The organism is Microbacterium sp. RU1D, from assembly GCF_900156435.1.
In the GTDB taxonomy this organism is placed as follows: domain Bacteria; phylum Actinomycetota; class Actinomycetes; order Actinomycetales; family Microbacteriaceae; genus Microbacterium.
On record NZ_FTPQ01000003.1, the window covers coordinates 270,334 to 297,229 of the forward strand.

22 protein-coding genes and 2 tRNA genes are annotated in these 26,896 nt (G+C 70.3%); 8 read left to right on the forward strand and 16 right to left on the reverse strand.

What is annotated here, in order from left to right; all coding sequences use genetic code 11:
• The first annotated feature begins 68 nt into the window (after nt 1–68).
• The 3 genes from B0B15_RS13485 (at nt 69) to B0B15_RS13495 (ending at nt 3,923) form a co-directional block, all read left to right on the forward strand.
• A complete protein-coding gene (locus B0B15_RS13485; protein ID WP_076676912.1) occupies nt 69–1,004 on the forward strand; it encodes a DMT family transporter in 936 nt (311 codons plus the stop codon).
• A gap of 96 nt (nt 1,005–1,100) precedes the next feature.
• Nucleotides 1,101–2,687 carry a molybdopterin-dependent oxidoreductase gene (locus tag B0B15_RS13490; RefSeq protein WP_076676914.1) on the forward strand — a complete coding sequence of 529 codons (1,587 nt, stop codon included), beginning with the start codon at nt 1,101–1,103 and terminating at the stop codon, nt 2,685–2,687.
• Nucleotides 2,688–2,795: 108 nt separating this feature from the next.
• A complete protein-coding gene (locus B0B15_RS13495) occupies nt 2,796–3,923 on the forward strand; it encodes a PAS domain-containing sensor histidine kinase (protein WP_083709043.1) in 1,128 nt (375 codons plus the stop codon).
• Here B0B15_RS13495 and B0B15_RS13500 read toward each other — a convergent pair.
• The 13 genes from B0B15_RS13500 to B0B15_RS13560 form a co-directional block, all read right to left on the reverse strand.
• A complete protein-coding gene (locus tag B0B15_RS13500; protein ID WP_076676916.1) occupies nt 3,912–4,490 on the reverse strand; it encodes an isochorismatase family protein in 579 nt (192 codons plus the stop codon). The two genes, B0B15_RS13495 and B0B15_RS13500, sit on opposite strands and share 12 nt — an antisense overlap.
• 94 nt (nt 4,491–4,584) lie before the next feature.
• Nucleotides 4,585–4,980: a hypothetical protein gene (locus B0B15_RS13505; RefSeq protein ID WP_076676918.1), complete on the reverse strand. Its 396-nt coding sequence runs from the start codon at nt 4,978–4,980 to the stop codon at nt 4,585–4,587.
• A 275-nt stretch (nt 4,981–5,255) separates the two neighbouring features.
• Nucleotides 5,256–5,328: transfer RNA gene (locus B0B15_RS13510), tRNA-Thr, on the reverse strand.
• Between the two features lie 65 nt (nt 5,329–5,393).
• Nucleotides 5,394–6,065, reverse strand: a complete 672-nt coding sequence (deoC, locus tag B0B15_RS13515; RefSeq protein WP_076676920.1) for a deoxyribose-phosphate aldolase — start codon at nt 6,063–6,065, stop codon at nt 5,394–5,396.
• Between the two features lie 56 nt (nt 6,066–6,121).
• Nucleotides 6,122–7,663, reverse strand: coding sequence for an alpha/beta hydrolase (locus B0B15_RS13520; RefSeq protein WP_076676922.1), 1,542 nt, complete (start codon nt 7,661–7,663; stop codon nt 6,122–6,124).
• Complete coding sequence (locus tag B0B15_RS13525; RefSeq protein ID WP_076676924.1) at nt 7,660–8,838, reverse strand: DNA polymerase III subunit delta'; 1,179 nt, start codon at nt 8,836–8,838, stop codon at nt 7,660–7,662. Before B0B15_RS13525 ends, B0B15_RS13520 begins: the two co-directional genes overlap by 4 nt.
• Nucleotides 8,839–8,903: 65 nt before the next feature.
• Nucleotides 8,904–9,578 carry a dTMP kinase gene (gene tmk, locus B0B15_RS13530; RefSeq protein WP_256334310.1) on the reverse strand — a complete coding sequence of 225 codons (675 nt, stop codon included), beginning with the start codon at nt 9,576–9,578 and terminating at the stop codon, nt 8,904–8,906.
• Nucleotides 9,575–12,520: a type I DNA topoisomerase gene (gene topA, locus B0B15_RS13535; RefSeq protein WP_256334309.1), complete on the reverse strand. Its 2,946-nt coding sequence runs from the start codon at nt 12,518–12,520 to the stop codon at nt 9,575–9,577. Before topA ends, tmk begins: the two co-directional genes overlap by 4 nt.
• A gap of 60 nt (nt 12,521–12,580) precedes the next feature.
• Nucleotides 12,581–12,898 carry an Rv3654c family TadE-like protein gene (locus B0B15_RS13540; RefSeq protein WP_306169558.1) on the reverse strand — a complete coding sequence of 106 codons (318 nt, stop codon included), beginning with the start codon at nt 12,896–12,898 and terminating at the stop codon, nt 12,581–12,583.
• A gap of 11 nt (nt 12,899–12,909) precedes the next feature.
• Nucleotides 12,910–13,275 (reverse strand): TadE family protein, encoded by a 366-nt coding sequence (locus tag B0B15_RS13545; RefSeq protein WP_076676926.1) that lies wholly within the window; start codon nt 13,273–13,275, stop codon nt 12,910–12,912.
• Nucleotides 13,272–13,508 carry a DUF4244 domain-containing protein gene (locus tag B0B15_RS13550; RefSeq protein ID WP_076676928.1) on the reverse strand — a complete coding sequence of 79 codons (237 nt, stop codon included), beginning with the start codon at nt 13,506–13,508 and terminating at the stop codon, nt 13,272–13,274. The genes B0B15_RS13545 and B0B15_RS13550 overlap by 4 nt, the downstream gene beginning before the upstream one ends.
• Before the next feature lie 183 nt (nt 13,509–13,691).
• A complete protein-coding gene (locus tag B0B15_RS13555; protein WP_256334308.1) occupies nt 13,692–14,564 on the reverse strand; it encodes a type II secretion system F family protein in 873 nt (290 codons plus the stop codon).
• Entirely contained in the window at nt 14,561–15,574 is a 1,014-nt protein-coding gene (locus tag B0B15_RS13560; RefSeq protein WP_176776655.1) for a TadA family conjugal transfer-associated ATPase, read from the reverse strand. Before B0B15_RS13560 ends, B0B15_RS13555 begins: the two co-directional genes overlap by 4 nt.
• 406 nt (nt 15,575–15,980) lie before the next feature.
• Here B0B15_RS13560 and acs point away from each other — a divergent pair, with 406 nt between their 5' ends.
• The gene (acs, locus tag B0B15_RS13565) at nt 15,981–17,948 is read left to right on the forward strand and encodes an acetate--CoA ligase (RefSeq protein WP_076676932.1); all 1,968 of its coding nucleotides are present in this window, start codon (nt 15,981–15,983) and stop codon (nt 17,946–17,948) included.
• A gap of 122 nt (nt 17,949–18,070) precedes the next feature.
• Here the strand turns inward: acs and B0B15_RS13570 are convergent, their stop codons facing one another.
• Entirely contained in the window at nt 18,071–18,538 is a 468-nt protein-coding gene (locus tag B0B15_RS13570; protein WP_076676934.1) for a RidA family protein, read from the reverse strand.
• The gene (locus B0B15_RS13575) at nt 18,535–18,753 is read right to left on the reverse strand and encodes a Sp36 family protein (protein WP_076676936.1); all 219 of its coding nucleotides are present in this window, start codon (nt 18,751–18,753) and stop codon (nt 18,535–18,537) included. Before B0B15_RS13575 ends, B0B15_RS13570 begins: the two co-directional genes overlap by 4 nt.
• Nucleotides 18,754–18,870: 117 nt before the next feature.
• Between B0B15_RS13575 and B0B15_RS13580 the strand changes: the two genes are divergently transcribed.
• The 4 genes from B0B15_RS13580 to B0B15_RS13595 all read left to right on the forward strand — a co-directional run bounded on the left by B0B15_RS13580 (nt 18,871) and on the right by B0B15_RS13595 (nt 24,319).
• Complete coding sequence (locus B0B15_RS13580; protein WP_076676938.1) at nt 18,871–21,573, forward strand: transglycosylase domain-containing protein; 2,703 nt, start codon at nt 18,871–18,873, stop codon at nt 21,571–21,573.
• Entirely contained in the window at nt 21,570–22,493 is a 924-nt protein-coding gene (locus B0B15_RS13585; RefSeq protein WP_076676939.1) for a metallophosphoesterase, read from the forward strand. The genes B0B15_RS13580 and B0B15_RS13585 overlap by 4 nt, the downstream gene beginning before the upstream one ends.
• Nucleotides 22,494–22,607: 114 nt before the next feature.
• Nucleotides 22,608–24,098: a hypothetical protein gene (locus B0B15_RS13590; protein WP_076676941.1), complete on the forward strand. Its 1,491-nt coding sequence runs from the start codon at nt 22,608–22,610 to the stop codon at nt 24,096–24,098.
• Between the two features lie 144 nt (nt 24,099–24,242).
• A tRNA-Pro gene (locus B0B15_RS13595) sits at nt 24,243–24,319 on the forward strand.
• Between the two features lie 395 nt (nt 24,320–24,714).
• Here the strand turns inward: B0B15_RS13595 and B0B15_RS13600 are convergent.
• The gene (locus B0B15_RS13600) at nt 24,715–26,754 is read right to left on the reverse strand and encodes a chymotrypsin family serine protease (RefSeq protein WP_143016375.1); all 2,040 of its coding nucleotides are present in this window, start codon (nt 26,752–26,754) and stop codon (nt 24,715–24,717) included.
• Nucleotides 26,755–26,896 lie beyond the last annotated feature (142 nt).

The window sequence follows — 26,896 nt, forward strand, 5'->3', positions numbered from 1 at the left end:
CCACTCACGTGACGATCAAAGCAATCTTCGCAATCCTGTGCTGTGCCAGCTTTTCTACGCTCGAGGCTGTGACGACGTTCACCCTCCCCCGCCCCACCGCCGTGACCCGCCGGACGATGGTCGGGATCGCCGCCGTCGCCGCGGTGGTCTGCCTGTGGTCGTCCTTCGCGTTGTCGACCCGGGCGCTCGAGGCGACGGGAATGGGTGTCGGGGATGCCGCCATCGTGCGCTTCGGCGTCCCCGCCCTCGCGCTGTCGCCCTGGATCCCCCGAACCCTCCGCCGCCTCCGCGGCGAGCGCGGGACGGTGATCGCTCTCGTGCTGCTCGCGGGTCTGCCGCACTTCCTGCTGTTCGCGTGGGGAGCCCACCTCACCTCGGCCGCGCTCACCGGGCTGCTCGTGCCCAGCACGGTGCCCCTCTTCGTCACCGCGCTGCTGTTCCTGCATCGGCGCGCGACGGTGTCGAGGCCCCGACTCCTCGCCCTCGCGGCGATCATCGCCGGGGTCGCTGCGAGCGCCTTCTTGATCGGCGGCACCGGGGCCGTGGATGCCGGGGGCATCGCGGTCCTGCTCGCGGCCGGTCTCGTCTGGGCGGCGTACACGGTCGGGCTGGCGCGCACGCGATTGGACCCGGTCGGGGTCATCGCGCTCGTCTCCGTCGTCTCGCTCCTCGCCGCGGTCGCTCTCGCCGCCACCGGCGTGATGCCCTCGCAGCTGTTCGAGGGAACCGTCGACGCACCCGCATGGGCGGCTTACGCGCTGGTGCAGGGCGTCGGGACGGGGCTGCTCTCGACCGCGTGCTACGTCGTCGCGGTGAAGAACCTCGGTAGCAGCATCCCGGCGGCGGCCGGTGCGCTGAGTCCGGTCCTCACGGCGCTGGTGGCCGTCCCCCTGCTGGGCGAGCACCTCACCGCCGGACTCGTCGTGGCGCTGGTCTTGATCGTGTCGGGTGTCGCCGGCTTCGCTCTCGCGCCTTCCCGCCGCCTGGCCACGGCGCCTTCCTGATCGCGCCCGCATCGCGGCATCCATCCGATCACCCGACCGCTCCGAAGAAGGGATGAGGCAGGGTCGCGCGTGCGCGGCACCGGAAACGAGGATGCCATGACCACCGACACCGCGGCACGCACCGCCGACACCCCGAAGGTGCGCCGCCCGCACGCCTGGATCTGGGCGGCCCTGGCCGGGATCGTGTCCGCGGCGACCCTCTTGGCCATCGCCGAGTTGTTCGCCGCCCTCGTCGCCCGCTCGGCAAGCCCGGTGCTCGCGGTCGGCTCCTTCATCGTCGACATCGTCCCGCGCCCGCTGAAGGAGCTCGCGATCACGCTGTTCGGCGAGACCGACAAGATCGCGCTCCTCGTGGGCGTCGGCCTCGGTGCCGCCGTCGCCGCCGCGGTGGCCGGCGTGCTGCAGTACCGGTTCCGTCCGGTCGGCGCCGTGCTCCTCGGCATCGGTGGCGTCCTCGCCACCGCCGCCATCATCACGCGCGCCGGCGCCGGTGCCCTGGCGTGGCTGCCGCCGGTGCTGGGCACGATCGGCGGCGTCGTCGTGCTCATCCTCACCATCGCGCGCCTGAAGCGCTGGGTCGCCGCGGCCGAGGACCGCGACGTCGAGGGTCTGCGCGCCGGTCGCCGCCAGTTCCTGCTGCTCACCGGACTGACCGCGGTCGGGGCGGTCGTCGTGGGCGTCGGATCGCGCATCCTGAACGCCACGACCTCCTCGGTCGCCGCGGCGCGCGACGCCCTGCGCCTGCCCGCGCCGCAGACCACGGTCACCGTGCCCGAGGGCGCGAACTGGGAGATCGACGGGCTGAGCCCGATCATCACACCCAACAGCGACTTCTACCGTGTGGACACCGCTCTGACGGTCCCCAACGTCGACCCCACGACGTGGCGCCTGCAGATCGACGGCATGGTCGACACCCCCGTCGAGCTCAGCTTCGACGACCTCGTGAACATGGGCCTGAACGAGTACGGCGTCACCCTGACCTGCGTCTCGAACGAGGTCGGCGGCGACCTCGTCGGCAACGCCATCTGGACGGGCGTCCCGATCCGCGACGTGCTGCGCATGGCGGGCGTCCAATCGGATGCCGACATGGTGCTCTCCGAGAGCGTCGACGGGTACACGGCATCCACTCCCCTCGGTGCGCTGACCGATGACAACCTCGACGCGATCTTCGCGGTCGCGATGAACGGGGAGCCCCTTCCGTTCGAGCATGGTTTCCCGGTGCGCATGGTGGTGCCGGGTCTCTACGGCTACGTCTCGGCGACGAAGTGGGTCACGAAGCTCACGGTCACCCGCTTCGACAAGGACGAGGCGTACTGGACGCCCCGCGGCTACGCGGCGCAGGCTCCGATCAAGCTGTCGTCGCGCGTGGACACGCCCAAGATCGGCGCACCCGTGCCGGCCGGCACCGTCGTGATCGCCGGTATGGCCTGGGCACAGCCCGTGGGCGTGCAGAAGGTCGAGGTGCAGATCGACAACGGCGACTGGCAGGAGACGCAGCTGTCGACGCCGATCAACGATCAGTCGTGGGTGCAGTGGCGCCTCGAGTGGGCCGCCGAGGCCGGCAGCCACTACATCGCCGTTCGCGCCACCGACAAGCAGGGCAACCTGCAGATCCAGGAGCAGGCGCCGATCGCACCCGACGGGTCGAGCGGCTGGCAGCGCACGCTCGTGACAGTCTCGTGACCCGGGCGGTCGGTCGACGCCGCGTTGTCAATCGCTGTTCATCGAGGTCGGGTCACGGGATGATCGACGTATGCCTTCAGCAAGCATCCCGAACCCCGACAGCCTCGCATGAGCTCCGTGCCGGATGAGCCGCCGACCCTCCCCGAGGCGCCCGGCGTCGACCCCGCCCACCCCTTGACGAGTATCCGCCGCTCTATCCCGCGCGACTGGGACGAGCAGGTGGACCTCTTCGCGATCGTCAAGCTCGACAGCGGTGGCTTCGTGCGGGGGTGGAACCTCGGCGCCGAGCGCATCAAGGGCTACACCGAGGACGAGATCCTCGGGTCGCACTTCTCGCGCTTCTACCGCGAAGAGGCGCGTCGGCGCGGCGTGCCCGACCAACTGCTCGCCGCGGCGCAACGCGACGGCCATGTCGAGGACACGGGCTGGCGCGTGCGCAGTGACGGCTCGGAGTTCTGGGCTCGCGTCACCATCTCGGCCATCCGGAGCGATCAGGGGCAGGTGCTCGGTTTCGTCAAGATCGTGCGCGACCTCACCGGCGAGAAGCAGGCGGCCGATGAGCGGGCCGCGTTGCAGCGGACCTTCGCCCACGACCTGCTCTCCCCCGTTACCGCGCTCCGCGGGTATCTGGACCTCATCGCCGAGGAGATGCCGCCGGACCACCGCCTGCTGCGCCTCGCGGGCGAAGCGTCCGATCACATCGTGGCGATGGCCCAGACGCTCATGTCCGACGTCGACTCGGCGAGCGAGCGCGGTCGGCGCCACGCCACCCTCGACCTCGTCGCGCGCGGCGCCGTCGCCCTCGTGCTCCCGGGCGATCTCGGCCGCGTGCGATTCGGGACCATGGATGCCGTCCCGGTGCGAGCCGACGTGCTGGGGCTGCGACGCGCGATCGCGAACGTCCTCGAGAACGCCGCGAAATACTCCGACGACATCATCGACATCGCCACGTTCGAAACCGACGAGGGCGCCGCGGTCCGCGTACGCGACCACGGTCGCGGCATCCATCCCGACGATCTCGCGACGATCGTCGAGGAGGGCCGCCGGGGGCGCTTCGCGGTCGACACGGACGGCGGACGGGGGATCGGACTCTCGAGCGTGCGGCGGATCGTCTCCGCGCACGGCGGCTCGATGCGCATCAGCAGCACGCCGGGCGACGGCACCACGGTGACGGTGACGATCCCCCGGGCCGACGACGAAGACGTGCCCGCCGCCGGCGCGGTCTCAGTCGGTTGAGCGGGCCAGGACCGCGCCGGCCGCCTCGATCTCGCGCAACGCCGCGGCACTCGAGTCCGGGTGGACCCCGGCGATCAGGTCGGTGAGCACACGCACGTCGCGGCCCGCCGCCACCGCATCCAGACTCGACGCTCGCACGCAGTAGTCGGTCGCGATGCCGACGATGTCGATGTCGCGGATGCCGTGGGCCTCGAGGATCTGCGCGGCCGTCTCGCCGTCATCGGACACGCCCTCGAAGAGCGAGTACGCGGGCTTGCCCTGCCCCTTCTTGAGGTGGTGGGTGACCCGCGTGGTGTCGAACACCTCGTCGTAGTCGGCGCCGTAGGTGCCGCCGACGCAGTGCACGGGCCAGGTGTCGACGAAATCGGGGGTGGGAGAGAAGTGCCCGCCGTTGTCGTCGTCGCCGTGATGCCAGTCGCGGGAGGCCACCACGACCGCGTAGTCGTCGGCGTGCGCGTCGAGGTAGCGCGAGATGCGGGCGGCGACCTCGTCGCCTCCCTCGACGCCCAGCGCCCCGCGCTCGGTGAAGTCGTTCTGGACGTCGACGATGAACAGGGCCCGGCTCATGGGACGAGCCTACGCGTGCCGGACGACTCCGCGCCGTTCGGCTCCGCGGCGACGTCCTCCACGGATGCTGCGCAGGTCTGCGCCGGGGATCGTCTCAGCCGCGCACGAACAGCAGCACGATCGAGGCCGCGAAGGCGACGACGCCCAGGGTGAGGACGCCGGCGGCGAGCAGGGAGACGAAGCGCACCACGGGCGAGGAGCGGGTGAGCCGCATGCGATGCGCGACCCCGCGGCGGTAGAAGATGTCGACCATGTCGGCCGAACCGATCTTCGCGTCGTCGTGCGCCGACAGCGGAGCCTCGTTGACGCCGCCTCGATCGTCGAACCACCGGACGACGCGGCCGCCGTCCACGCTCTCGACCACGGCCCTCGTCGGCATCCATGTGCCGTCGAGCAGCAACAGGAACACCGCCGCGAACGCGAGGAGCAACCCGCCGCCCAGACCCACCCACGTGAAGATCTCGATGAGGGCATCGAGGGCGTTCGACACGGGTGCTCCTGCGGGCTGACGACACGTCTCGCAATCGCGGAACGGTTCTGTTCAGCCTATCGGGATGCCGCGAATGAACCCTTGCCGGCTCGGGCGTCGGGCCCCGGGTCCGCGCGGCGCTGACTCGTGGGTTCGCTGCCGTCCGTCACACAGCTGGCCCGTGGATTCGGACGCACGCTGGGTGCTGGCGGGGCACTCGGCTACCCCGAGGATGCCGTCCGCCCCGCGGACGGAAGAAAGGCCCCCACCCGGTGGAAGCGGGTGGGGGCCTTCGGAGCCGCCTAAGGGAATCGAACCCTTGACCTATTCATTACGAGTGAATCGCTCTGCCGTCTGAGCTAAGGCGGCATGTGCGCGCTGTCGCGTGCACGATCATCGATCTTACATGCTCCAGCGGCCCGTGCGGTACGCGGTCAGTAATCGCCGCTCGCGGAACGGTCGGCGAGGATGTCGCGGCTCGACGACAGGCCCAGTCGGGAGGCGCCCGCGGCGATCATCTCCTCGGCGGCGGCACGCGTACGAACGCCCCCGGACGCCTTCACCGCGGCGCGGTCTCCGACCGTGCGCTTCATCAGCTGCACCGCGTGGACGGTGGCGCCGCCCGCGGGGTGGAAGCCCGTCGACGTCTTGACGAAGTCGGCTCCCGCGGCCACAGCGGCCTCGCACACGGCGACGATGGCGTCATCGGACAGCGCAGCGGACTCGATGATGACCTTCAGGACGGTCGGCGCCGGCGCCGCGGTGCGGACGGCGCGGACCTCGGCCTCGACGATGTCGTAGCGTCCCTCGATGGCGGCTCCGATGTCGATGACCATGTCGATCTCGTGCGCGCCCTGCGCCACCGACAGCGCCGCCTCGGCGGCCTTCACCTCGGCGTGGTGCTTGCCGCTCGGGAAGCCGCACACGACGGCCAGCTTCAGCCCCTCGGGCAGCTCGACCGGCAGGAACGAGGGCGACAGGCACACGCTGTAGGTGCCGAGTTCGGCGCCCTCCGCGATGACGCGCTCCACGTCGGCGCGGGTGGCCTCGGGCTTGAGCAGGGTGTGGTCGATGTAGCTCGCCAGGTCGGCGATGGGCGCGGTCATAGGGGTCTCCTCGGGATGTGACGGATCAAGCGTAGGCGCACGCGGGCGCCTCGGCGCTACTCGCAGCGCAGGTCGGGGGCGGGAACGGTGTCGTCGATGAGGTAGTCGTCGACGGCTGTGTTCACGCAGTCGTCGCCCTTGTTGTAAGCGAGGTGCCCCTCGCCCACGTAGGTGACCAGCACGCCCTGGGAGAGCTGGTCGGCGAGCGCCTGGGCTTCGGCGTAAGGCGTGGCCGGGTCACCCGTGGTGCCCAGCACGAGGATCGGCGGCGACCCCGGGGCCGTGATGGCGGCGGGTCGGCCGGTGGGCGAGGCCGGCCAGGCTGCGCACGCGTCGGGACCGACCCAGTACGGCGCGACGACGGGGGCCTTCTGCGCGAGCTCCTGCTCGATCGCCGTCTCGTCGGCGTCGTCCTCGCGGGGGTAGTCGACGCAGTTGTAGGCGCGCAGGGCCTGCATGGTGTTGTCGGTGTACTGCCCGTCGACCCGACCGTTGTAGAAGTCGGCGAGTTGGAAGGCGACAGAGGCGTCGCCGTTCTGCACGTCGGCGAGGGCCACGCGAAGGTACGGCCAGTTCTGATCGCTGTAGAGCGCGGCGACGATGGCCGTGAGCAGGGTGTCGGCGCCGAGGAGGCGCCCGTCGGGAGCTGCGAGCGGGCGCGAGTCGGCGCGGGCCAGCATGGAGGCCACATCGTCCATCGCGTCGTCGACCGACCCGGAGAACGGGCACTCCGAGGTCCGCAGGCAGTCGGCCATGAAGGCGCGCAACGCGTTCTCGAAGCCGACGGCCTGCGCGATGCCGCTCTCGCTCGAGGCGAGGCTCGGGTCGATGCCGCCGTCCAGCACCATGCGCCCGACGCGTTCCGGGAACAGCCCGGCGTACGTCGCGCCCAGCAGGGAGCCGTAGGAGAAGCCGAGGTAGTTCAGCTTCTCGTCGCCGAGCACGGCGCGCAGCAGGTCCATGTCGCGTGCGGCGTTCTCCGTGGAGATGTAGGGCAGGATGCCGTCGCTCCCCGCCTCGCACGCCTTCGCGAAACCAGCCTGTCGCTGCTCGAGGGCGGCGTTGCGCTCGTCGCTCCCGCGCGCTCCGGGCGGGACGTCGTAGAGGTAGGCATCCATCCCCGCAGCGTCGTAGCAGGACACCGCCGTCGACTGTCCGACCCCGCGTGGATCGAACCCGACGACGTCAAACGACCGGGTGAGCGCCTCGTCGGCGACCAACGACAGCGAGTCGCGGACCGTGTCGACCCCGCTCACGCCCGGACCTCCCGGATTGGTCAGCAGCGACCCGAGGGGCTCGCCCGACGTTGCGCGATGGCGGACGACAGCGAGCTGGAGCTCGCCCGCCGAGGGGTCGGAGTAGTCGCGCGGCGCGGTGACCGTCGTGCAGTCGAACCCGGCGCTCCCGCACGCCGTCCAGGTCAAGGTCTGCCCGTAATAGGGCAGCAGAGCGGCTTCGACGCCCTGCGTCTGCGGGGCGAGCGAGCGGCCGCCGTCGGGGGCCATGGGCGGGATCTGCGCGTAGAGGCAGCCCGTCAGCGCGAGAACGACACCCGCGAGTCCCGCGACCACCGCGGTCAGGCGCCGGCGCACGCTCACGGTGCGGACCCGTTCGCCACGGTAATCATGAGGCTCTCCAGCGCGAGCAGCGGCGCGGCGTTCTGTTCGAGGTTGCGACGGGTCATCGAGATGCGGTCGAGCACGCCGAGGGTGCGCGCGGGCGTCCACTGCGTGGCCAGCGCTCGGAGGGCGTCGAGACGCTCGACGTTGACCAGGTCGGCCTCGCGTCCGTACTGGACCATCACGACGTCGCGGAACAGCGACTGGAGGTCGGTGAGGACGCGGTCGATCCCGTCGCGCAGGCTCCGGGTGGCTCGCCGCTTCTGGTCGTCTTCGAGCGCGTTCACCTGTCCTCGTACCGACGGGGGCACGGCGGCCCCCTCGGCCACGCCGAGCATGCGGAGAAGGGCCCGACGCTCTTCTTCGTCGCGAGTGGCGGTGAGCGCCTTGGCGTCGTCGGTGGCCAGACGCACGATCCGTCCGGCGACCTCGACGGCGTCGCCGATCCCCCGCACGGCCAGCACCGCCGCGAGGGTCTCGGCGCGGCGGGCACGCGCGTCGTCGTCGGTGGCGAGGCGCTGAGCCATGCCGATGTGCCGCTGTGCATGGCGCGCCGACTCTTCGGCCACGTCGGGCGTGACCCCGGTGCGCTCCACGATCAGGCCGGCGACGTCGGCGACGGAGGGTTCGCGCAGCCGGAGGACGCGGACGCGCGAGCGGATCGTGGGGAGAAGGTCGGCGTCGCTCGGTGCGCACAGCACCCAGACGGTCTTCTCCGGCGGCTCTTCCAACGCTTTCAGCAGTACGTTCGACGTGCGCTCGGCCATGCGGTCGGCATCCTCGACGACGATCACACGGTGTCGGCCGAGCGACGGGGCGAAGGAGGCGCGCTCGACGAGACGACGCGCCTCGTCGATGCGGATGACGACCTGCTCCGTGCGCAGAGCCGTGAGGTCGGGATGGGTGCGCGCGAGCACCTGATGCTGCGCCCGTTCGTCGCCCGGGTCGGCGATGAGCGCCGCTGCGAAGGCATAGGCGAGGGTGGAACGACCCGAGCCGGGCGGGCCGGTGATGAGCCACGCGTGGGCGAGCGCCGAGGGGTCGGATGCCGCGTTGCGCAGCGTCGCGACGGCCTCGTCCTGGCCCCATACGGCGTCCCACGGGAAGGGGGCCGCGTCGGCGGCCCGCGAAGACGGCTCGAGCGCGACGGACATGCGTTCCACCCTAATCCCGGGGTCGGACAGCGCTGCTGGGCATCGACTGTCGGTGTCGCCCCGCCTCAGCGCAGGCGCGCCGCAACGGCATCCCGCACCCGCTCCGCGAGGATCTCGGGCGCTTGGGTCGCGTCGAGAACGACGAAGCGCCCCGGCTCTCGCCGCGCGAGGTCGAGGAAGCCTGCCCGCACGCGCGCGTGGAAGTCGCTCTTCTCGGCTTCGAGCCGGTCGAAGGGCTTGTCGTCGGCGTCCAGCCGTTGACGCGCCGCCGCCGGATCGAGGTCGAGCAGCACGGTGAGGTCGGGCAGCAGGCCCCCCGTCGCCCAGAGCGACAACGCGCGCACGTCGTCGGCATCGAGCACGCGACCAGCCCCCTGGTAGGCGACCGACGAGTCGAGGTAACGGTCCTGGATGACGACATCGCCGCGGGCGATGGCCGGCTGTACGACGGTCTCCACGTGATGAGCGCGATCGGCGGCATACAACAGGGCCTCGGCGCGCGCGGCGATGTGACCGCGGTGGTGCAGCACGATCTCGCGGATCCGCGCGCCCACCTCGGTGCCCCCGGGCTCGCGCGTGCGCACGACGTCGCGGCCCTGGGCGACGAGCCACTCCTCGAGCATCGACGCCTGGGTCGTCTTGCCCGCCCCGTCTCCACCTTCGAAGGTGACGAACAGACCGGGGCCCCCGGCCGATGCCGCCCGAGGGGCATGCAGCGGCCGGGGCTCGAGGCCGGTCACGAGTTCGTCGCCGGGGCCTTGCGGGTGGTCGAGGTCGTCTTGGCCGCCGTGGTCTTGGCTGCGGCTGCGGTCGTCTTCGTCGCTGCGGTCTTGGCTGCGGTCGTCTTCGCTGCTGCGGTCTTGGTCGCTGCGGTCTTTGCAGCGGTCGTCTTCGCTGCTGCGGTCTTGGTCGCCGTGGTCTTCGCCGCGGTCGACTTCGCAGCGGTCGTCTTCGCTGCAGCCGTCTTGGCCGCCGTCGTCTTGGTCGCCGTCGTCTTGGCCGCGGCCGTCTTCCGGGCCGCGGTCGCCTTCTTGGGCGCGGGGCCCTTGGCGCGCTTGTCGGCGATCAGTTCGACCGCGCGCTCGAACGTGATCTCCATCGCGTTCTCACCACGGGGAACGGTGGCGTTCGTCTCTCCGTCGGTGACGTAGGGCCCGAAGCGGCCGTCCTTCAGCTTGATCGGTTTGCCGCTGACCGGGTCGGCGTCGAATTCCTTCAACGCGCTCGACGCTCGACGCGCACCGTACTTCGGCTCGGCGTACTTCGCGAGCGCCTCTTCGAGCGTGATGTCGAAGATCTGCTGCTCGTTGTCGAGGGAACGCGAGTCGGTCCCCTTCTTCAGGTAGGGCCCGAAACGACCGTTCTGCGCGGTGATCTCATCGCCGGTCGCCGGGTCGGCGCCCACGACGCGCGGAAGCGAGAGCAGCTGCAGGGCCGCATCAAGCTCGATCGTGTCGACCGACATCGACCGGAAGAGCGACGCCGTGCGCGGCTTCGGGGCCGCCTCCTTCTTCGCGCCCCGCTTCTTCGGAGCGTCGACGACTTCGCCCGTGGATTGATCGACCTCGTCGGGCTCCTCGGCGTCGACCTCCTGCACGTAGGGCCCGAAGCGGCCGTCCTTCACGACGACGAGCTTGCCGTTCTCGGGGTTCTCCCCCAGCACGCGGTCGCCGGCGACGGGCGCATCGATTAGCTCCTGCGCCTTCTCGGGAGTGAGCTCGTCGGGCGCGAGGTCTTCGGGGATGTTCACGATGCGCGGCTTCGCGTCGGCATCCGCCGTCGGGTCGGTGACCTCGAGGTAGGGGCCGTACTTGCCGAACCGCAGCGTGGCGGTGTCGGTGATCCGCGTCGAATTGAGCTCGCGCGCGTCGATCTCCCCGAGGTTGTCGACGATGTGCCGCAGACCGACCTGCTTGTCGGAACCGAAGTAGAAGGACTTCAACCACTCGGTGCGGCGCTGCTCGCCGCGGGCGATGGCGTCGAGATCGTCCTCCAGCGCGGCGGTGAAGTCGTAGTCGACCAGGTCGGCGAAGTGCTCCTCGAGCAGCCGCACGACGCTGAAGGCGAGCCAGCTCGGGACGAGCGCTTGCCCTCGCTTGGTGACGTACCCACGGTCGAGGATGACGCCGATGATGCTCGCGAAGGTCGACGGGCGACCGATGCCCTTCTCTTCCAGCGCCTTGACCAGGCTCGCCTCCGTGTAGCGGGGCTTGGGGGAGGTGCTGTGACCCTTCGGCTCCACGTCGCTCATCGCGAGGTCGTCGCCCACGGCGACAGCGGGCAACGACTGGTCCGCGTCGTCGTCGTTGCGCTTCTCGTCTGCTCCCTCTTCATACGCCTCGAGGAAGCCCTTGAAGGTATAGACGGTTCCGGATGCCGTGAACTCGGCGACCTGCGCCGCCGCCTGCACCGTCAGGGTGACGGTCGTCGTCTCGTACTTGGCATCCGACATCTGGCTGGCGACGGTGCGCTTCCAGATGAGGTCGTAGAGCTTCTGCTCGTCGCGGTCGAGCGATGAGGCGAGCGAGGCCGGGGTGCGGAAGGTGTCGCCCGACGGGCGGATGGCCTCGTGCGCCTCCTGCGCGTTCTTCGACTTGCTCTTATAGACGCGGGGATTGGCCGGCACGGCCTTGTCGCCGTACAGGGCCACCGCCTGCGCGCGGGCCGCCGAGATGGCCTGCCCGGACAATGCCACCGAGTCGGTTCGCATATAGGTGATGAAGCCCTTCTCGTACAGACGCTGAGCGACGCCCATGGCGTGCTTCGCGCTCATCGAGAGCTTGCGTCCGGCCTCCTGCTGCATGGTGGAGGTCGTGAACGGGGCGCGGGGGCTGCGAGTACCCGGCTTCGCCTCGACCTTGGCGACCGAGGCTCGACCTGCGGCGGTGATCGCGTCGGCCAGTGCGCGGGCGGCGGCCTCGTCGAGGACGACGACGGCCTTCTTGAGCCGGCCGTTGTCGTCGTAGTCGCCACCGCGCGCGATGGGCGCCCCGTCGAGGCGGTTCAGACGCGTGGTGAACGATGAGCCCGACTGCGAGGCGAGCGCTTCGACGTCCCAGTACGACGCCGACACGAAGGCCATGCGCTCGCGCTCGCGCTCGACGACCATGCGGGTGGCGGCGGACTGTACGCGGCCGGCGCTGAGCGCCGTGCCCTCGCGACCCGAGCCGACCTTGCGCCACAGCACCGGCGAGACATCCCAGCCGTACAGACGGTCGAGGACGCGGCGCGTCTCCTGTGCGTCGACGAGGGAGACGTCGAGGTCGCGTGTGTGCTCCGCGGCATCGCGGATGGCGTCCTTCGTGATCTCGTGGAAGATCATGCGGCGGACGGGGACCTTGGGCTTGAGGACCTCGAGCAGGTGCCACGCGATGGCTTCGCCCTCGCGGTCACCATCAGTGGCGAGCAGGACTTCGTCGGCGGTCTTCAGGGCGCGCTTGAGCTCGGCGACCGTCTTCGTCTTGCGGTCGTTGACCACGTAGAAGGGGTCGAAGTCGTTCTCGACGTCGATGGAGTACTTGCCGTACGCCGCCTTCTTGTCGGCCGGGATCTCCTTCTTCGACGCCAGGTCGCGGATATGACCGACCGAACTGAGCACCTCGTAGTCGTCGCCGAGGTATCCCTGGATCGACTTCATCTTCGTCGGGGACTCGACGATGACGAGCTTCTTTCCGTTTGCCACTGGGGTCCTTTCTTCGATGCACACCATACACACGCCTCCCTGTTCGGGTTCCGGGAGGTCTCACGGGCTCGAGACATCGGGAGGTCCGGCTCGCGAGCGCGCATCGAGGGGAACTCCACCGTACGCCCCGGCGACGGTGACCGTGGCGATGAGGCCGTCGAGACGACATTCCGTCAGCTCCCACCCCGCCGCGACCGTCACTCGGGCCGCCGCGTCGCACGGATAGCCCGGCACCGCACCGCTGACCGTGTCGGCCGCCGCCAGCGCCGCCGCATCCGCTGTTCCCGCGACCCGTCGTGCGGTGACCGCCGCGCCGCCGACCGCGTCGAGCGCAACGGTCATCGCGGCGACCACCGCGACGACGCCGACGGTCGTCACGCTCCCCGCCATCACCTGCCGCCGTCGAGGGCGCATGCCCGCGCCGCAGCGGGCGAGATCGGCAGAGCGATCGGCAGAGCGCGCGTCGCGGACGTCGATACGCACACGAGACCGTCGCCGCGTGTCACCGTCAACGACCCGCCGGCGGCGGCGAGAGCGGCCGCCGCCCCAGCGTCGTCTCCGCGGCCGAGGAGTCGCGCCCCCTCGGTCGCCGCATGCTGCAGACGCACCGTCGTGAGGGCTGTGCCGAGCACTCCCACCCCCAGCGTCAGCACGATCAGCACAGCCGGGAGGGTGACCGCGAACTCCGCGGCGACCGCTCCGCGCTCCCCCAGGCGAGGGAGTGCGGAGGCGCCGGGCCGGCCGCGCGTTCTCATTGCACCGTCAGGGCGCGGCGGACGAGGTCGGTCAGGATGCCGCGCACCTCATCGCTGCGCATGATCATGACGAGCAGCCCGGCGAAAGCGACCGCCGCCATCGTGGCGACGGCGTACTCGGCGGTGGCGGCACCGCGCTCGTCGAGCAGCAGCCGCCGCGCGCGGGCGCCGGTGAGCAGGGGGAACGTCGAGGCGTCGGGTGCGAAGAGGCGACGGGGGTCGAGGTCGGACATGGGTTCTCCTTCTTATCGGGGTCGGGGTCGGGGTCGGGGTCGGGGACGAGGACGGGGTCAGGGACGGAGGGCGAGGGTCGGATTCAGGGGTCGGAGACGAGGACGGGGTCAGGGACGGAGGTCGAGCGTCTGAGGTCGGGACGGGGTCCGGAGCCTGAGGTCCGTGGCGATCGGACGGATCCGTCAGGGCATGACGCCGGAGCGGAGCAGGCCCAGCACGATCGGTGCGACGGCGAGCAGGAGGAACGCGGGCAGTGTGCACACGCCCAGGGGGATGAGCAGGCGTGTCCCCAGACGCGCCGCCGCCGCACGCCCGTCGGTGCGAGCGCGGTGGCGAGACGCCCAGGCGTCGGCGCGGAGGAGCTCCGCGGCGGGAACGCCGGCGCGCAGCGCCAGATCGAGGGTCGCGTCGACGGCGTGCGATTCGGATTCGTCGGGGCCGCACGCCCGGCGCGCGATCACCTCCCGCGCCCGCTCGGGAGAGGCCCCCGCCGAGAGCGCGACCGCCCAGAGTTCCGCTTCCAGTCCGGGGACCGTCGCGGGCGGACGAGCGGCTCGGGCCAGTCGCCGTGACCAGATGCGCCCCGCGCCGATCAGGACGACCCCGCCCGCCAGGCACGCGCGGCCGATCGGATCGCCGAGCAGCACGCCTGCGGAGTCGGCGCCGAGAAGCGCGCCCATGGGTATCCCCGCCGCGGGCAGCCAGCCGAGCAGGCGCGCCGTGGCGAGCGGTTCCGCCATGGCGACGCGCACCTCGGATGCCACCTCAGCCGCGTCGCGCAGACCCCCCGCCACGGAACGGAGGGTCTCCGCCAGCGGAGCGCCCGTCTCGACGGCCACGCTGTAGACGGCGGCGATATCGCCCCAGGCGCCGCCCGCTGCGGTCAGGACCGTGCCGACATCGCCGCCCCTCTCGGCCGCGACGGCCGCACCTCGCAGTGCGGGATCGCCGCTGGTCGCGAGATGCCGCCACGCGCGTGCGGGAGAGGCTCCCCCGCCGAGCAGTACGGCGAGCCGCACCACCGTCGCGTAGGGGTCGGCCCGCGAAGCCGTCACGACCACTCCTCGGCATCGATCGCGAGTCGGCCGCCGCGCAGTACAGGGCGCCCCCACGCGGCGACGCGGCGCCGACCGCCCGAGCGCTCGACGTGGACCACCGCACCGACGGCGCTCACCACCTGCCGCGCCGTGGTCACGGCATCCATTCCGGAAAGGGCACCGAGCGCTTCCAGCCGCGTCGCGACGTCGACGAGGCTGCTCGCATGCAGCGTGCCGGCACCTCCGTCGTGCCCCGTGTTCAGGGCCAAGAGGAGCTCCCGCAGCTCCTCGCCGCGGCACTCACCCAGGATCAGGCGGTCGGGTCGCATGCGGAGAGCCTCGCGCAGCAGTCGCGCGAGCGGGATCGCGCCCGCTCCCTCGATGTTCGCCTGCCGCGCCTCGAGCGAAACATGATGCGGATGACACGGACGCAGTTCGGCGACCTCTTCGATGGTGATGATGCGCTCGCCCACCGGGACGTGGGCCAACAGGGCGGACAGAAGAGTGGTCTTGCCCGCGCCGGTCGAACCCGTGATGAGCACGTTCACGCGACGACGCACGAAGTCCTCAATGCGCTCGCGCTGACGGGACGACAGCATTCCCGTGCGCGCCAGTGCCGACAGGTCGGGAGCCTCCCACCGCGGGACGCGAACGGAGATGCTCGTGCCGCTGGTCGCCACGGGCGCGAGCACCGCGTGCACCCGGATGCCGCGCTCGAGGCGCACGTCGACGCAGGGCGACGCGTCGTCGAGATGCCGTCCGCCTCGGGCGATGAGCCTCACCGCGAGACGGCGCACCTCGCTCTCGCTCGCCCGCCACGACGCCACGCGCTCGATCCCGGCACCCCGGTCGACGAAGAGACCATGCTCGCCGTTGACGAAGAGGTCGGTGACGAGCGGGTCGTCGAGGAACGGGCGCAGGAACGCCACCGCCGCGTCTTCGTCGACGGCGCGCCGATCCGGATCGCTGTCTGCGATGGGGCGGCGTTCCGCCTCGACGGACGATGCGGGGAGGGCGAGGGATGCCATGACCACGACGGTAGGGAGAGGGCCGACGCGGCGCCGGGCGCGAACCGGCATCCGTGGACAGCAGTCCGGATCGCACGTGTGGGGAGGAAGGGCGAAGAGGCCCGGAAAAAGAAGGGGGCGGCATCCCTACAGTGGGGGGCGAGGGATGCCGCCGCGCGCCGGAGGAAAATTGGGGGGCTCCCCCCGACGCGAGTGCCGGAAGCGATGTTCGGGCGTCTTCAGCGTACGCGCGCCATTGATTCGGGCCAACTCCCACGACCTATTCATCGCGATATATCACCTGTTTCCCGGGCGACGCCGATGCCAACTATCGGAGGTGGCTCGCGACCGGAGCGCTCGATAGCGTGACCCGGGTAGAACGCCGCGCACCGACGCGGGCGTGACGTGAACGCGAAGGAGCGCCGCGATGAGCAGCCAGATCGACCACCTCCTCAACGAGACCCGACGGTTCGCCCCGTCGGCCGCTTTCGCCGAGAACGCCGTCGCAGACCGGAGTCTGTACGAGCGCGCCGCCGCCGACCGCGAGGGCTTCTGGGCCGAGCAGGCGCGGGAACTGCACTGGCACACGCCCTTCACGAAAGTGCTCGACTGGTCCAACCCGCCGTTCGCGGAATGGTTCGCCGACGGCGAGCTGAACGTCGCCTACAACTGCCTCGACCGCCACGTCGAGGCCGGCAACGGGGACCGGATCGCCTTGCGCTGGGAGGGCGAACCGGGCGATCAGCGCAACGTCACGTACGCCGAGCTCACCGACGAGGTCAAGCGACTCTCCAATGTGCTGCTCGGGCTCGGGGTCGAGCGCGGCGATCGCGTGGCGCTGTACCTGCCGATGATCCCGGAGGCGATCGCCTCGATGCTCGCCGTCGCGCGCATCGGGGCTGTGCACTCGGTCGTCTTCGGCGGCTTCTCGGCCGACAGCCTTCGTGCCCGCATCGACGACGCCGGAGCCAAGGTCGTCATCACCGCAGACGGTGGGTGGCGCAAGGGCAAGGTCTCACCGTTGAAGCCCGCGGTCGACCAAGCGCTCTCCGACCGCAACGGCTCCGGCATCCAGGAGACCGTCGAACACGTGATCGTCGTCAAGCGGGGCGAGAACGAGGTCGAATGGAATGCCGACCGCGACATCTGGTGGCACGACGCGGTGCCGAACGCCTCCGCCGAGCACGAGGCCGAGGCGTTCCCGGCCGAGACGCCGCTGTTCATCCTGTACACCTCCGGCACGACGGGGAAGCCGAAGGGCATCCTGCACACCTCCGGCGGGTACCTCACCCAGGCCGCGTTCACGAACCGGGTCGTCCACGACGTGCATCCCGAGACGGACGTCTACTGGTGCACCGCCGACATCGGCTGGATCACCGGGCACACGTACGTGACCTACGGTCCGCTCGCCAACGGCGCCACGCAGCTCCTCTACGAGGGGACGCCCGACACCCCGCACCCGGGGCGCTGGTGGGAGCTGATCCAGAATCACGGAGTTACCGTCTTCTACACCGCGCCGACGGCGATCCGGTCGTTCATGAAGATCGGTCGGGACGTCCCGCAGAGCTTCGACCTGTCGTCGCTGCGTCTGCTCGGCTCCGTCGGAGAGCCCATCAACCCCGAGGCGTGGGTCTGGTACCGCGAGATCATCGGGGCCGACGACACGCCGATCGTCGACACGTGGTGGCAGACCGAGACGGGAGCCATCATGATCTCGGCCCTGCCGGGTGTCACCGAGACCAAGCCCGGCTCGGCGCAGGTGCCCGTGCCCGGAATCTCCATCGCGGTCGTCGACGACGCCGGCGAGCCGGTCGGCAACGGCAGCGGCGGTCTCCTCGTCGTGACCGAGCCGTGGCCCAGCATGCTGCGCGGCATCTGGGGCGACCCCGACCGCTACCGCGAGACGTACTGGGACAAGTTCGCCGACAAGGGCTACTACTTCGCCGGCGACGGCGCCCGTCTCGATGACGACGGCGACGTCTGGCTGCTCGGCCGCGTCGATGACGTCATGAACGTCTCGGGTCACCGCCTGTCGACCGCCGAGATCGAGTCGGCCCTGGTCGGACACGAAGGTGTGGCCGAGGCAGCGGTCGTGGGCGCCTCGGACGAGACGACAGGCCAGGCGGTCGTGGCCTTCGTGATCATCAAAAGCCGCTACCTGAAGCAGAACCCCGTCGAGGGCCTCGGCGACGAGCTGCGCAGATGGGTCGGCGAGCAGATCGGACCGATCGCCCGCCCCCGCGACGTCTACATCGTCGGCGAGCTGCCGAAGACCCGCTCGGGCAAGATCATGCGTCGCCTCCTGCGCGACGTCGCCGAGGGGCGCGAGGTCGGAGACACGACGACCCTGGCCGACACCGCCGTCATGAGCGTGATCAGCGCCCAGGTGAAGTGACACCCGCCGGCCGGGGATGCCGCTCTCGCGGCGTCCCCGGCCTGTCGCGCCGACGCACGTTCCACGATGACGAAGGGGCCGCGAACGGTCATCCCGTTCACGGCCCCCTCGCGTCCACGTCGTCAGGCGACGGTGAAGACCACCTCGACCTCGACCGGGCTGTCCAGGGGCAGCACCGGCACGCCGACCGCCGATCGCGCGTGCGCGCCGGCCTCGCCGAACACCTCGCCGAGGAATTCGCTCGCGCCGTTGATGACACCCGGCTGCCCGGTGAAGTCGGGGACGGATGCCACGAACCCGGTCAGCTTGAGCACACCGGTGAGGTTGTCGACGCCGCCGACGAGGGCCGCCGCGGCCGCGATCGCGTTCAGCGCGCACTGACGCGCGTAGCCCTTGGCATCCGTCTGGGTCACCAGACCCTCGGACTCGCCGACCTTGCCGGTCGCGGGGAGCACCCCCTGCACCATCGGCAGCTGCCCCGAGGTGTACACGAGGTCGCCGTGGCGCTTCGCAGGGATGTACGACGCCACCGGCGGGACGACCGCGGGGACCTCGACGCCGAGGGCGGCCAGGCGCTCGGAGACGCTCACTGCTGGCCCTCGAACTGCTTGGCGGCGGTCTCGGCGGCACCCAGGCCGGCGTTCGCGGCGCCTCCGCCGGTAGGACGCTTGAAGTACGCGACGAGTCCGCCCTCGGGACCGGTCACCACCTGCACGAGCTCCCACCCCTGCTTGCCCCAGTTGTTGAGGATCGCGGCGGTGTTGTGGATCAGCAGCGGCGTGGTGAGGTATTCCCACGTGGTCATTCGGAGCTCCCGGCGGTGGGTCGGCGCGCGTGGATCTCGCGCGCGGGGACGGATACGTACGCGCGCGAGCGCACGCCTTCGAGGCATCGCCCAGCAACGTCGCTTAGCATCAACCCTATGCCCGAGAACAAACGAACGGCTAGCGGCGCCCTCGGCGGCATCGTCGGCCTCGTCGGCCTGAGCGCGGTCGCCGGACTCCTGGTCACCGCCGCCGTGACGCCGGCCATCGCCGTCTCCGGCGCCGCGGCCTCCAGCGCCATCACGATCTTCGACAAGATGCCGAGCTACCTGCAGCCCGACGAGCTCATGCAGCCGACGACGCTGATAGCCGGCGACCAGGTGCTGGCGAAGTTCTTCGACCAGAACCGCTCACCCGTCACGTTCGACCAGGTCTCTCCGGTCATGTACGACGCCGTGCTGTCGTCGGAGGACCCCCGCTACTACCAGCACGGTGGCGTCGACCTCATCGGAACGGCGCGCGCCCTGCTCAGCAACGCCTCGGGCGGCGAGACCCAGGGTGGATCCTCGATCAGCCAGCAGTACGTGAAGAACGTGCTCGTCCAGCGCTGCGAGCGCGACGCGAAGGCCGTCGAGGCGACCGACACGCAGCCGGCCATGACACGCGACGAGGCGCTGCAGAAGTGCGCCCTCGAGGCGATCCAGTCCGACGGCGCCGCGGGCTACCAGCGCAAGCTCCAGGAGATGCGCTACGCCGTGCAGCTCGAGAAGGAGTACACGAAGGACCAGATCCTCCTCGGCTACCTCAACATCGCCAACTTCGGTGGCGTCACGTACGGCATCGACGCCGCGGCGAAGCGCTACTTCAACGTCCCCGCCTCGCAGCTGAACGTCGGGCAGGCCGCGGTGCTGGCGGGAATGGTGCAGAACCCCAACCGCTTCCGCATCGACATCCCCGAGGGCTCGATCAACGACGGCACGACCGCGTGGAACAAGGCGCCCGACGGCTCGATCGACGACGTCGACCAGGGGACCATCCAGGCGCTGTACACGCTGCGCGACAACGGCGAGATCACGCAGGAGCAGCTCGTCAACGCCGCCGACGGCTACAGCGAGACGAAGGGCCGCCAGCTCTACGTGCTCAGCCGCATGGAGGCTGACGGCAAGATCACGCACGAACAGTACGTGCAGTTCGCGATCGAGCCGATCAGCCCGTCGATCACCTCGACCGACCAGGGCTGCGCCGCTTCCGCCGCTCCGTATTTCTGCCAGTACGTCGTCTCGACGATCCTGAACGACCCCGCCTTCGGCGAAGAGACCGACGACCGCGTGCGAGCGCTGCGCCAGGACGGTCTGACCATCCAGACCACGCTGGACTGGCGTGTTCAGGATGCCGCGCAGAATGCCATGAGCGAGTACGCGCCCCAGAGCTACGACGGCATCAAGTTCGGCTCGACCGCGGTGAATCTGGAAGCCAAGACCGGCCGGGTTCTCGCCATCGCGCAGAACACGAAGTTCACGCAGGACGCCTCGCTCGCTCAATCGGATCCCACCTACAACTCGGTGGTGTTCGCCGGTGACATCAACAACGGCGGCTCGATCGGGTTCAGCGCCGGGTCGACGTTCAAGCTGTTCACCCTCGTCGACTGGCTCGAGAAGGGGCACTCCCTCAACGAAACGTTGAACGGCACGCTGGGGCCGGTTCCGAATATGACGAACTCCTGCACAGGGAACTACGTCAACCCCAATAAAAAAGACGTCATCAACAACTTCGCCAATGACCGCGGTTACGTCGGCACGCCTCTGCGGTTCACGAGGGACTCGTTGAACACCGGATACCTGCAGATGGCATCGGAACTCGACCTTTGCGACATCGCCAAGACCGCGGCGAAGCTCGGTGTCACTCGCGGCGACGGGACGCCCATCGAAATGAAGTTCCCGAACAACGTCATCGGTGACGACAACGTCTCGCCCATCGCGATGGCCGCCGCGTACGCCACGGTCGCCAACGGCGGAACCCTCTGCCAGCCGAAGGTCATCGACAAGGTCACCGCCAGCGACGGTTCCGAGCGGGCGATCCCCGAGCGCACCTGTTCCGCCGCGCTCACGCCCGAGATCGCCGCGACCGCCGCTTACGCCCTGCAGGGCGTCATGTCCAGTGGAGGAACGGGCGCCCGCGCGAACCCCGGCGACGGCACTCCCATGGCGGGCAAGACCGGGACGCACGAGGGCCACGAGACCTGGATGATCGAGTCCTCGACCAACACCACGACGGCCGTCTGGGTTGGGAACTACACCGGAACGGTCGACTTGTTCCGCAAGTACTACAACGGTCTGCAGCTCGCCGACATCCGGTACCCGTTGGCTCGCGACATTCAGAGCGCATCGAACGAGTTCTACGGAGGCGACCGCTTCCCGGATCCGGCCTCGGATCTGCTGCGCACGAAGCAGGCCGACCTGCCGAACGTCGTCGGGCAGACGATCGACAGCGCGCGCTCCACCCTCCAGAACGCCGGCTTCCGCGTCTCGGTGGGCGACCCGATCGATTCCGAGCTGGGCAACGACCGCGTCGCGGCGCAGAACCCCGGCGGCGGCTCGGCGGCCGTGGGTTCCGTCATCACCCTGAGCCCTGGTAACGGGCAGGGCGGCACGGTTCCCGACGTCGCTGGCCAGCCGGTCAGCTCGGCTCGCGCGGCCATGCTGTCGGCGGGTTACGGCACCGTCTCCATCGGTGGGTGCTCCAAGGACGAGAAGGCTCCCGCCGAGGGGCAGGTCGTCTCGACCAACCCGCCCGGCGGCACCTCGGCGCCCAAGAGCACCAACATCGCGCTGACCATCATCGCGAAGGACTGCCCCTCGTGACCGGTCCCCTGGTGAAGGCCGCCCTCGCGCCCCTCGGGGTCGCGGGGGCGGCCGCCGTCGGGGCGGCCGTTTGGGGAATGGGCGTCGAGCGCTACCTCTTCACCGTGCGCTACCACGCCGTTCGCGTGCTCCCCAAGGGGGCGGAGCCCATTCGCATCCTGCATGTCTCCGACGCGCACATGGCGCCGTGGCAGCACCGCAAGCAGGAGTGGATGGCCAGACTGGCCGAGCTCTCGCCCGATCTCGTCGTCAACACCGGCGACAACCTGGGCCATCGCGACGGCCTCACCGGAATCCGTGCCGCCTTCGCTCCCCTGCGCGGCGTCCCGGGCCTCGTCGTCCACGGCTCGAACGACTTTCAGGAGCCGGCTCCCCGCAACCCGTTGCGCTACTTCCTGGGCCCCTCCGGCAACCTCCCCGCGCACAAGCACCTCGACGTCGATGCGCTCGACCGGTTCTTCACCGACGACCTCGGGTGGAGCGTGCTCGACGACACGGCGGTGTCGCTGGAGGTGAAGGGGCTCCGTCTCACGGCGTTCGGCGTGAACGACGCCCACCGCAACTGGGACAAGCCCGACCTCATCCCCCCGGTCCTCGAGTCCCTGCCGGATGCCGACCTCACTCTCGGCGTCATGCACGCGCCCTACCGCCGAACCCTCGACACCTTCGTCGGCCTCGGCGCCGACGTGCTGCTGGCCGGCCATACGCACGGCGGGCAAGTGCGCGTGCCGTTCAGCGGGAAGGCGCTCGTGTCGAACTGCGACCTCCCGCTCGACCAGGCGCGCGGTCTGAGCGCGTGGGCAGCGGAGGGTCGTTCCGTGCCGCTGAACGTCAGCGCGGGACTCGGACACTCGATCTACGCGCCGGTGCGTTTCGCCTGTCGCCCGGAGGCGAGCCTGCTCACGCTTCTCCCGCGCTAACCGCTCCTCCCCACCGCGAGAAGGGATCGATCCATCCACGGATCGGTCCCTTCTCCGCATGCGCCGGCAGGCGGATGACCGACGATCGAACTCCTCGATCGAAGGGAACCACTCATGCACCATCCTCCTCCACCGACACGTCGCATCCCCGCGGCCCTCGTCCTCCTCACGGTCCTCGTCGGCACCCTCGTCGCCGCACCCGCGGCTCAGGCCGCCGATCGCGGCACGGGCTTCGGGACGTGGGCACCCCTCTCGCGCACCGGATGGCACGGGTCCATGCGGGTGGGCGACACCCACACGTACTGCATCCACCCGGGTCTTCCCGTAGCGACCGACGCGACGACCGATCACGGCACCTCCAGCGACGTGAACGGACTCACCCCGCAGCAGCTCGTGTCGATCAACCATCTGGTGACCACGTACGGGCAGACCGACGACCCTGTGCAGGCCGCGAGCGTCGCGTGGGCCGTCAAAGCCATCGTCGACCGTCCGACCACGCTGCACTCCTGGGGATATGAGGGCGACGATCTCGCCGGGGCGATCGACTACATCATGCGGCGCGCCAGCCCAGAGAACAGCCGCGCGATCCAGGAGCGGACGGCGCAATATCTCGCCGAGGCCGAGGCCGTTCAGGTTCCGCGGATCGGTGGTTCCCTCGCTCTCACGACGGACGCCGACGACCCCACGCACGGCAGCGTGAGCGTCGATGTCGACCCCGACGCGACCGGAACGCTCCAGCTCGAGAACGCGATCTTCACCGACACCGGAACGACCGCTCGCGAGAACGTCCACGTCGGCGACACGTACGCGATCACGGCTCCCGCGTCGGCATCCGACGATGGCCGTCCGTACGTCGTGCACGTCACGGGGTCGTTCGCGGTTCACGCGGCCGCCGTTCGCCTGTTCACGACCCCCGGACAGCAGGAGAGCGCCGGTCCCGCCGAGCCCACGCGGTTCGAGCTGTCGACACAGGATGCCACGCCCCGGCCCGTGCGGTTCTCCCCACGCATCGAGACCACAGCGCGCATCGCGGCGGGACGGTTCATCGACGAGGTGACGGTCTCGCCGCAGGACGGCGTCTGGCCGCGCCGCAGCGACGGGTCGTTCGTCTCGGTCACCGCGACTGCGGACGTCTATCGCACGGGGGCGTGGCCGGCCGAAGCCGACGAGGTCCCAGGGAATCTCACACCCCTCGCCCACCTGAGCCTCACCACCGACCCCTCCGTCGGGGCCGGAACCTACACGGTGCAGAGTCCCGAGCTCCCCGGGCCGGGCGTCTACACCGCCGTCTGGCGCATCGAGCGCGACGCCCAGGAGTCGGCCACCGCGCCGCACCTGCCCGTCGGGTATCGGTGGACGGAGCGATTCGCGTCGCCCTCGCAGACGGAGCAGGTGGCTCCGCCCGCACCGACGGCGACGCCCGTTCCGGCACCCCCGCCGGCCGCCGGCGCGCCGGTGCCTCCGCCGGCCGCGATCGCGTCCCTGGCGGCAACCGGCTCCTCCGCGGCGGCGGTCCCGGCCCTGGCGGGAACGGCGATGACGGTCGCCGGGCTCGGCGCGGTGCTGTGGGCGGTCGCGCGCCGTCGTCGAACTCTGCGCATCTGACGCCCCCGGGTGGCGGCCCGCCCATGACGGGCCGCCGCCCGCCCCGGGACGCCCGATCGAGCCCGTGAGCACGGCGGCGGCGCGCCCGGTGTCTCGCGTGGTTCGGAGCATGGCCCGCGGCAGGGTAGACTTTTCAAGTTGCAACGGGGTGTGGCGCAGCTTGGTAGCGCGCGTCGTTCGGGACGACGAGGCCGCAGGTTCAAATCCTGTCACCCCGACCATCGCATCATCGAGAAGGGCTTCCGCTCAGCGGGGGCCCTTCTTCTTTTCCTCGGGCTGCCCATCGCCCTGCGCCGGCACATTGCCCGCCCCGGCCGATTCGTCGCCTCGCGCCGGCCATCGCCCCCCACCCGGCCCATCACCCCGACCCAGCACGGCGCAGGGGCCAGCCAGCGCGGCAGCGGCGATTCGCACCGCGAGAGCTCTTCGCCGCGGTTCCGCGCCTCGCTCCCGATGGACGCCGATCGAGCAGCTGCACGCTCTGGACGCAGGATCGGGCACACGGCGAGGTCTCGCCGTCGTCGGGCCACGGCGCATCGTCCGCGTGCCCCTACGAGAAAGCGCCCCCGGAGCCTTCCGAAACGGGAAGGCGCCGGGGGCGCTGACTCAGGGGTGCTTATCGCGTGCTGCGGCGCACCTTGCGGTAACCGAGGGCGCCGAAGCCACCCAGCATGAGGGCGAACGCGCCCCATGCGAGGGGGGCGACGTCACCCATACCGGTGTTGGCGAGTCCGCCGCCGTTGCCGCCACCGTTGCCGCCGCCGGGGTTTCCACCCGGAGCGGGGGTGCCGCTGGGCGAAGGCGCCGGGGCGGGTGCGGCCGTGACCGAGAAGCTCACCGACGCGGAGCTCGAGACACCGTCGACCGTCTGCGTGGCGACCACGGCATAGTCACCGGCGGCCAGGGCGTCCTTCAGCACGACCGACCACTTACCGTCCTTGACGACAGTCTCGCCGACCTTCGCGTCGTTGATCGTCACCGTGATGTCGGCGCCGGTGAGGCCCGTGCCCGAGATCGCGGTGGGAACAGCGGCGCCGGTGTACGACTCTCCGTCCTGGATGCCGGTGATGACCGGAGCCGAGGGGGCGACGGTGAACTCGACGGTGGCCGCGGCCGACGTCTCACCGTCGCGGGCCTGGGTGGCGGTGACCTTGTACTGGCCGATGCTGAGATCGGTCCCGACGGACCAGTTGCCGTCGGCGCCGACCTTCGCGGTGCCCTTGACGTCGCCCGCCAGGGTCACGGTGGCGCCGGCGAGGCCGGTGCCCGAGATCGCGGTGAGCTCGTTCTCGATCGTCGAGCCGTTGGCGGGGCTCGTGATGACCGGGGCCTCCGCCTTGACCCGCACCGACGCGTCGACCGTGGCCGAGGTGTTGTAGCCGCTGACCGAGGTGAGCGAGAACGAGTAGGTGCCGAGCTTGTCGGGAGCGGCGAAGCTCCAGTTGCCCGAACCGTCGACGGTCACGTCGAAGGCGTCGCCGTTCGAGGGCTTCACCTTCAGCGTGGTGCCCACCTGAGCGGTACCGGAGATGGCGCCGCCGACGCCCACCGTGCCGCCGTCGGCGGGGGTGACGAGCGAAGGAGCGTTGATCTTCAGCGCGACGGTGTAGCCGTCGGTCTGAGCGAGACCGGCCTGGAGGTCGGCGGCCCACAGGAGGTCGCCGTCCTGGCTGCCACCGGAGACGACGCCCACCGCGGTGCCGCCCTGGAAGACGGCTCCACCCGAGTCGCCTTCCTGGACGATCCGCGAGTCGCTCTCGATCGCGAAGCCGTACACCCAGCGGAAGGTCTCGTCGGGCTTGCTGATCTTCGACCAACCCTGCACTGCGGTCACCGTGCCGGTGGTGAGCCCGGTGGTGCGGCCCGACTTGGAGGCGGGCTGGCCGACCTGGGCAGAACCCACGGCGGTGACGTCGGTGGTCGACTTCGAGAGGTCGTCACTGGAAGCCGTGGTCCAGTCGGTGATCTCGGGGTGCAGGTCGAGCGCGTCGTTGGTGATGTCGATGGTCGCGATATCGACCGAAGTCACGTCACCCTCGGAGCCCTCGGTGCTGCCAGGACCACCGAACTGCGTGAACGCGAGCGTTCCGAGTTCGTCCGTCACCTTGGCGGTGGTGTTGTCCCCCGCTCCACCACCGGCGGGGTCGCCCGAGGGCAGCGTCAGGAAGCTGCGCGAGAAGAGCCCGTCTTCGTTGCAGTGACCGGCAGTGATGACGGCCGGGTCGCCCTGGGGGCTCCACCCCGTGAATCCGATCGAGCAGAGACCACCGGGGCCCGGGTTCGCGGGGTCGGTCGAGAAGTACCCGGCGCCGGCGACGACATCGGTCTCGGCCAGCGCCTTGATGGGGCTGTCGATGACCTTCACGTGGACGTTCGACTTCGACTCGACGAAAGTCTTCGCCTCGCCCTGCAGAGCTGCCTCATCGGCGGTGGCGTAGACGACGACGTTGCCGTTTCCGTCCTTCGCGACGGCCTGAACCTGCTCATTGCTGCTCAGCAGCTGCTTGGCGGTGGCGTCGAATTCGGCGCCCGACGTGGGCGCGACCGACTGGTCGTCACCGGCGAAGGCGACCGCGGGGGCCAGCAAGCCGGACGCGGTGAGCGCGAGAGCGGCGGACGCGCCGGCCCACCCCATACGCTTCATGTTTCGTGTCATCGTCTCATCTCATGTCGTTGATGGAAAAACGCACCATGAGCAGGACAGGAACCGTTGACAGGGCCCCCACCCATCTCTCAGCGTCGCGGTTCACCCTATGACAACCTGAACATTGGGTAAGAACATTTTTCGCATTCCGTCA

What these genes read in the sequence shown, in the direction of transcription:
- B0B15_RS13490 (WP_076676914.1), top strand. Translation starts at nt 1,101, where the DNA reads ATGACCACCGACACCGCGGCACGCACCGCCGACACCCCGAAGGTGCGC.
- B0B15_RS13495 (WP_083709043.1), top strand. Translation starts at nt 2,796, where the DNA reads ATGAGCTCCGTGCCGGATGAGCCGCCGACCCTCCCCGAGGCGCCCGGC.
- B0B15_RS13500 (WP_076676916.1), bottom strand. Translation starts at nt 4,490, where the DNA reads ATGAGCCGGGCCCTGTTCATCGTCGACGTCCAGAACGACTTCACCGAG.
- deoC (WP_076676920.1), bottom strand. Translation starts at nt 6,065, where the DNA reads ATGACCGCGCCCATCGCCGACCTGGCGAGCTACATCGACCACACCCTG.
- B0B15_RS13525 (WP_076676924.1), bottom strand. Translation starts at nt 8,838, where the DNA reads ATGTCCGTCGCGCTCGAGCCGTCTTCGCGGGCCGCCGACGCGGCCCCC.
- B0B15_RS13545 (WP_076676926.1), bottom strand. Translation starts at nt 13,275, where the DNA reads ATGAGAACGCGCGGCCGGCCCGGCGCCTCCGCACTCCCTCGCCTGGGG.
- B0B15_RS13550 (WP_076676928.1), bottom strand. Translation starts at nt 13,508, where the DNA reads ATGTCCGACCTCGACCCCCGTCGCCTCTTCGCACCCGACGCCTCGACG.
- B0B15_RS13560 (WP_176776655.1), bottom strand. Translation starts at nt 15,574, where the DNA reads ATGGCATCCCTCGCCCTCCCCGCATCGTCCGTCGAGGCGGAACGCCGC.
- acs (WP_076676932.1), top strand. Translation starts at nt 15,981, where the DNA reads ATGAGCAGCCAGATCGACCACCTCCTCAACGAGACCCGACGGTTCGCC.
- B0B15_RS13575 (WP_076676936.1), bottom strand. Translation starts at nt 18,753, where the DNA reads ATGACCACGTGGGAATACCTCACCACGCCGCTGCTGATCCACAACACC.
- B0B15_RS13580 (WP_076676938.1), top strand. Translation starts at nt 18,871, where the DNA reads ATGCCCGAGAACAAACGAACGGCTAGCGGCGCCCTCGGCGGCATCGTC.
- B0B15_RS13590 (WP_076676941.1), top strand. Translation starts at nt 22,608, where the DNA reads ATGCACCATCCTCCTCCACCGACACGTCGCATCCCCGCGGCCCTCGTC.
- B0B15_RS13600 (WP_143016375.1), bottom strand. Translation starts at nt 26,754, where the DNA reads ATGACACGAAACATGAAGCGTATGGGGTGGGCCGGCGCGTCCGCCGCT.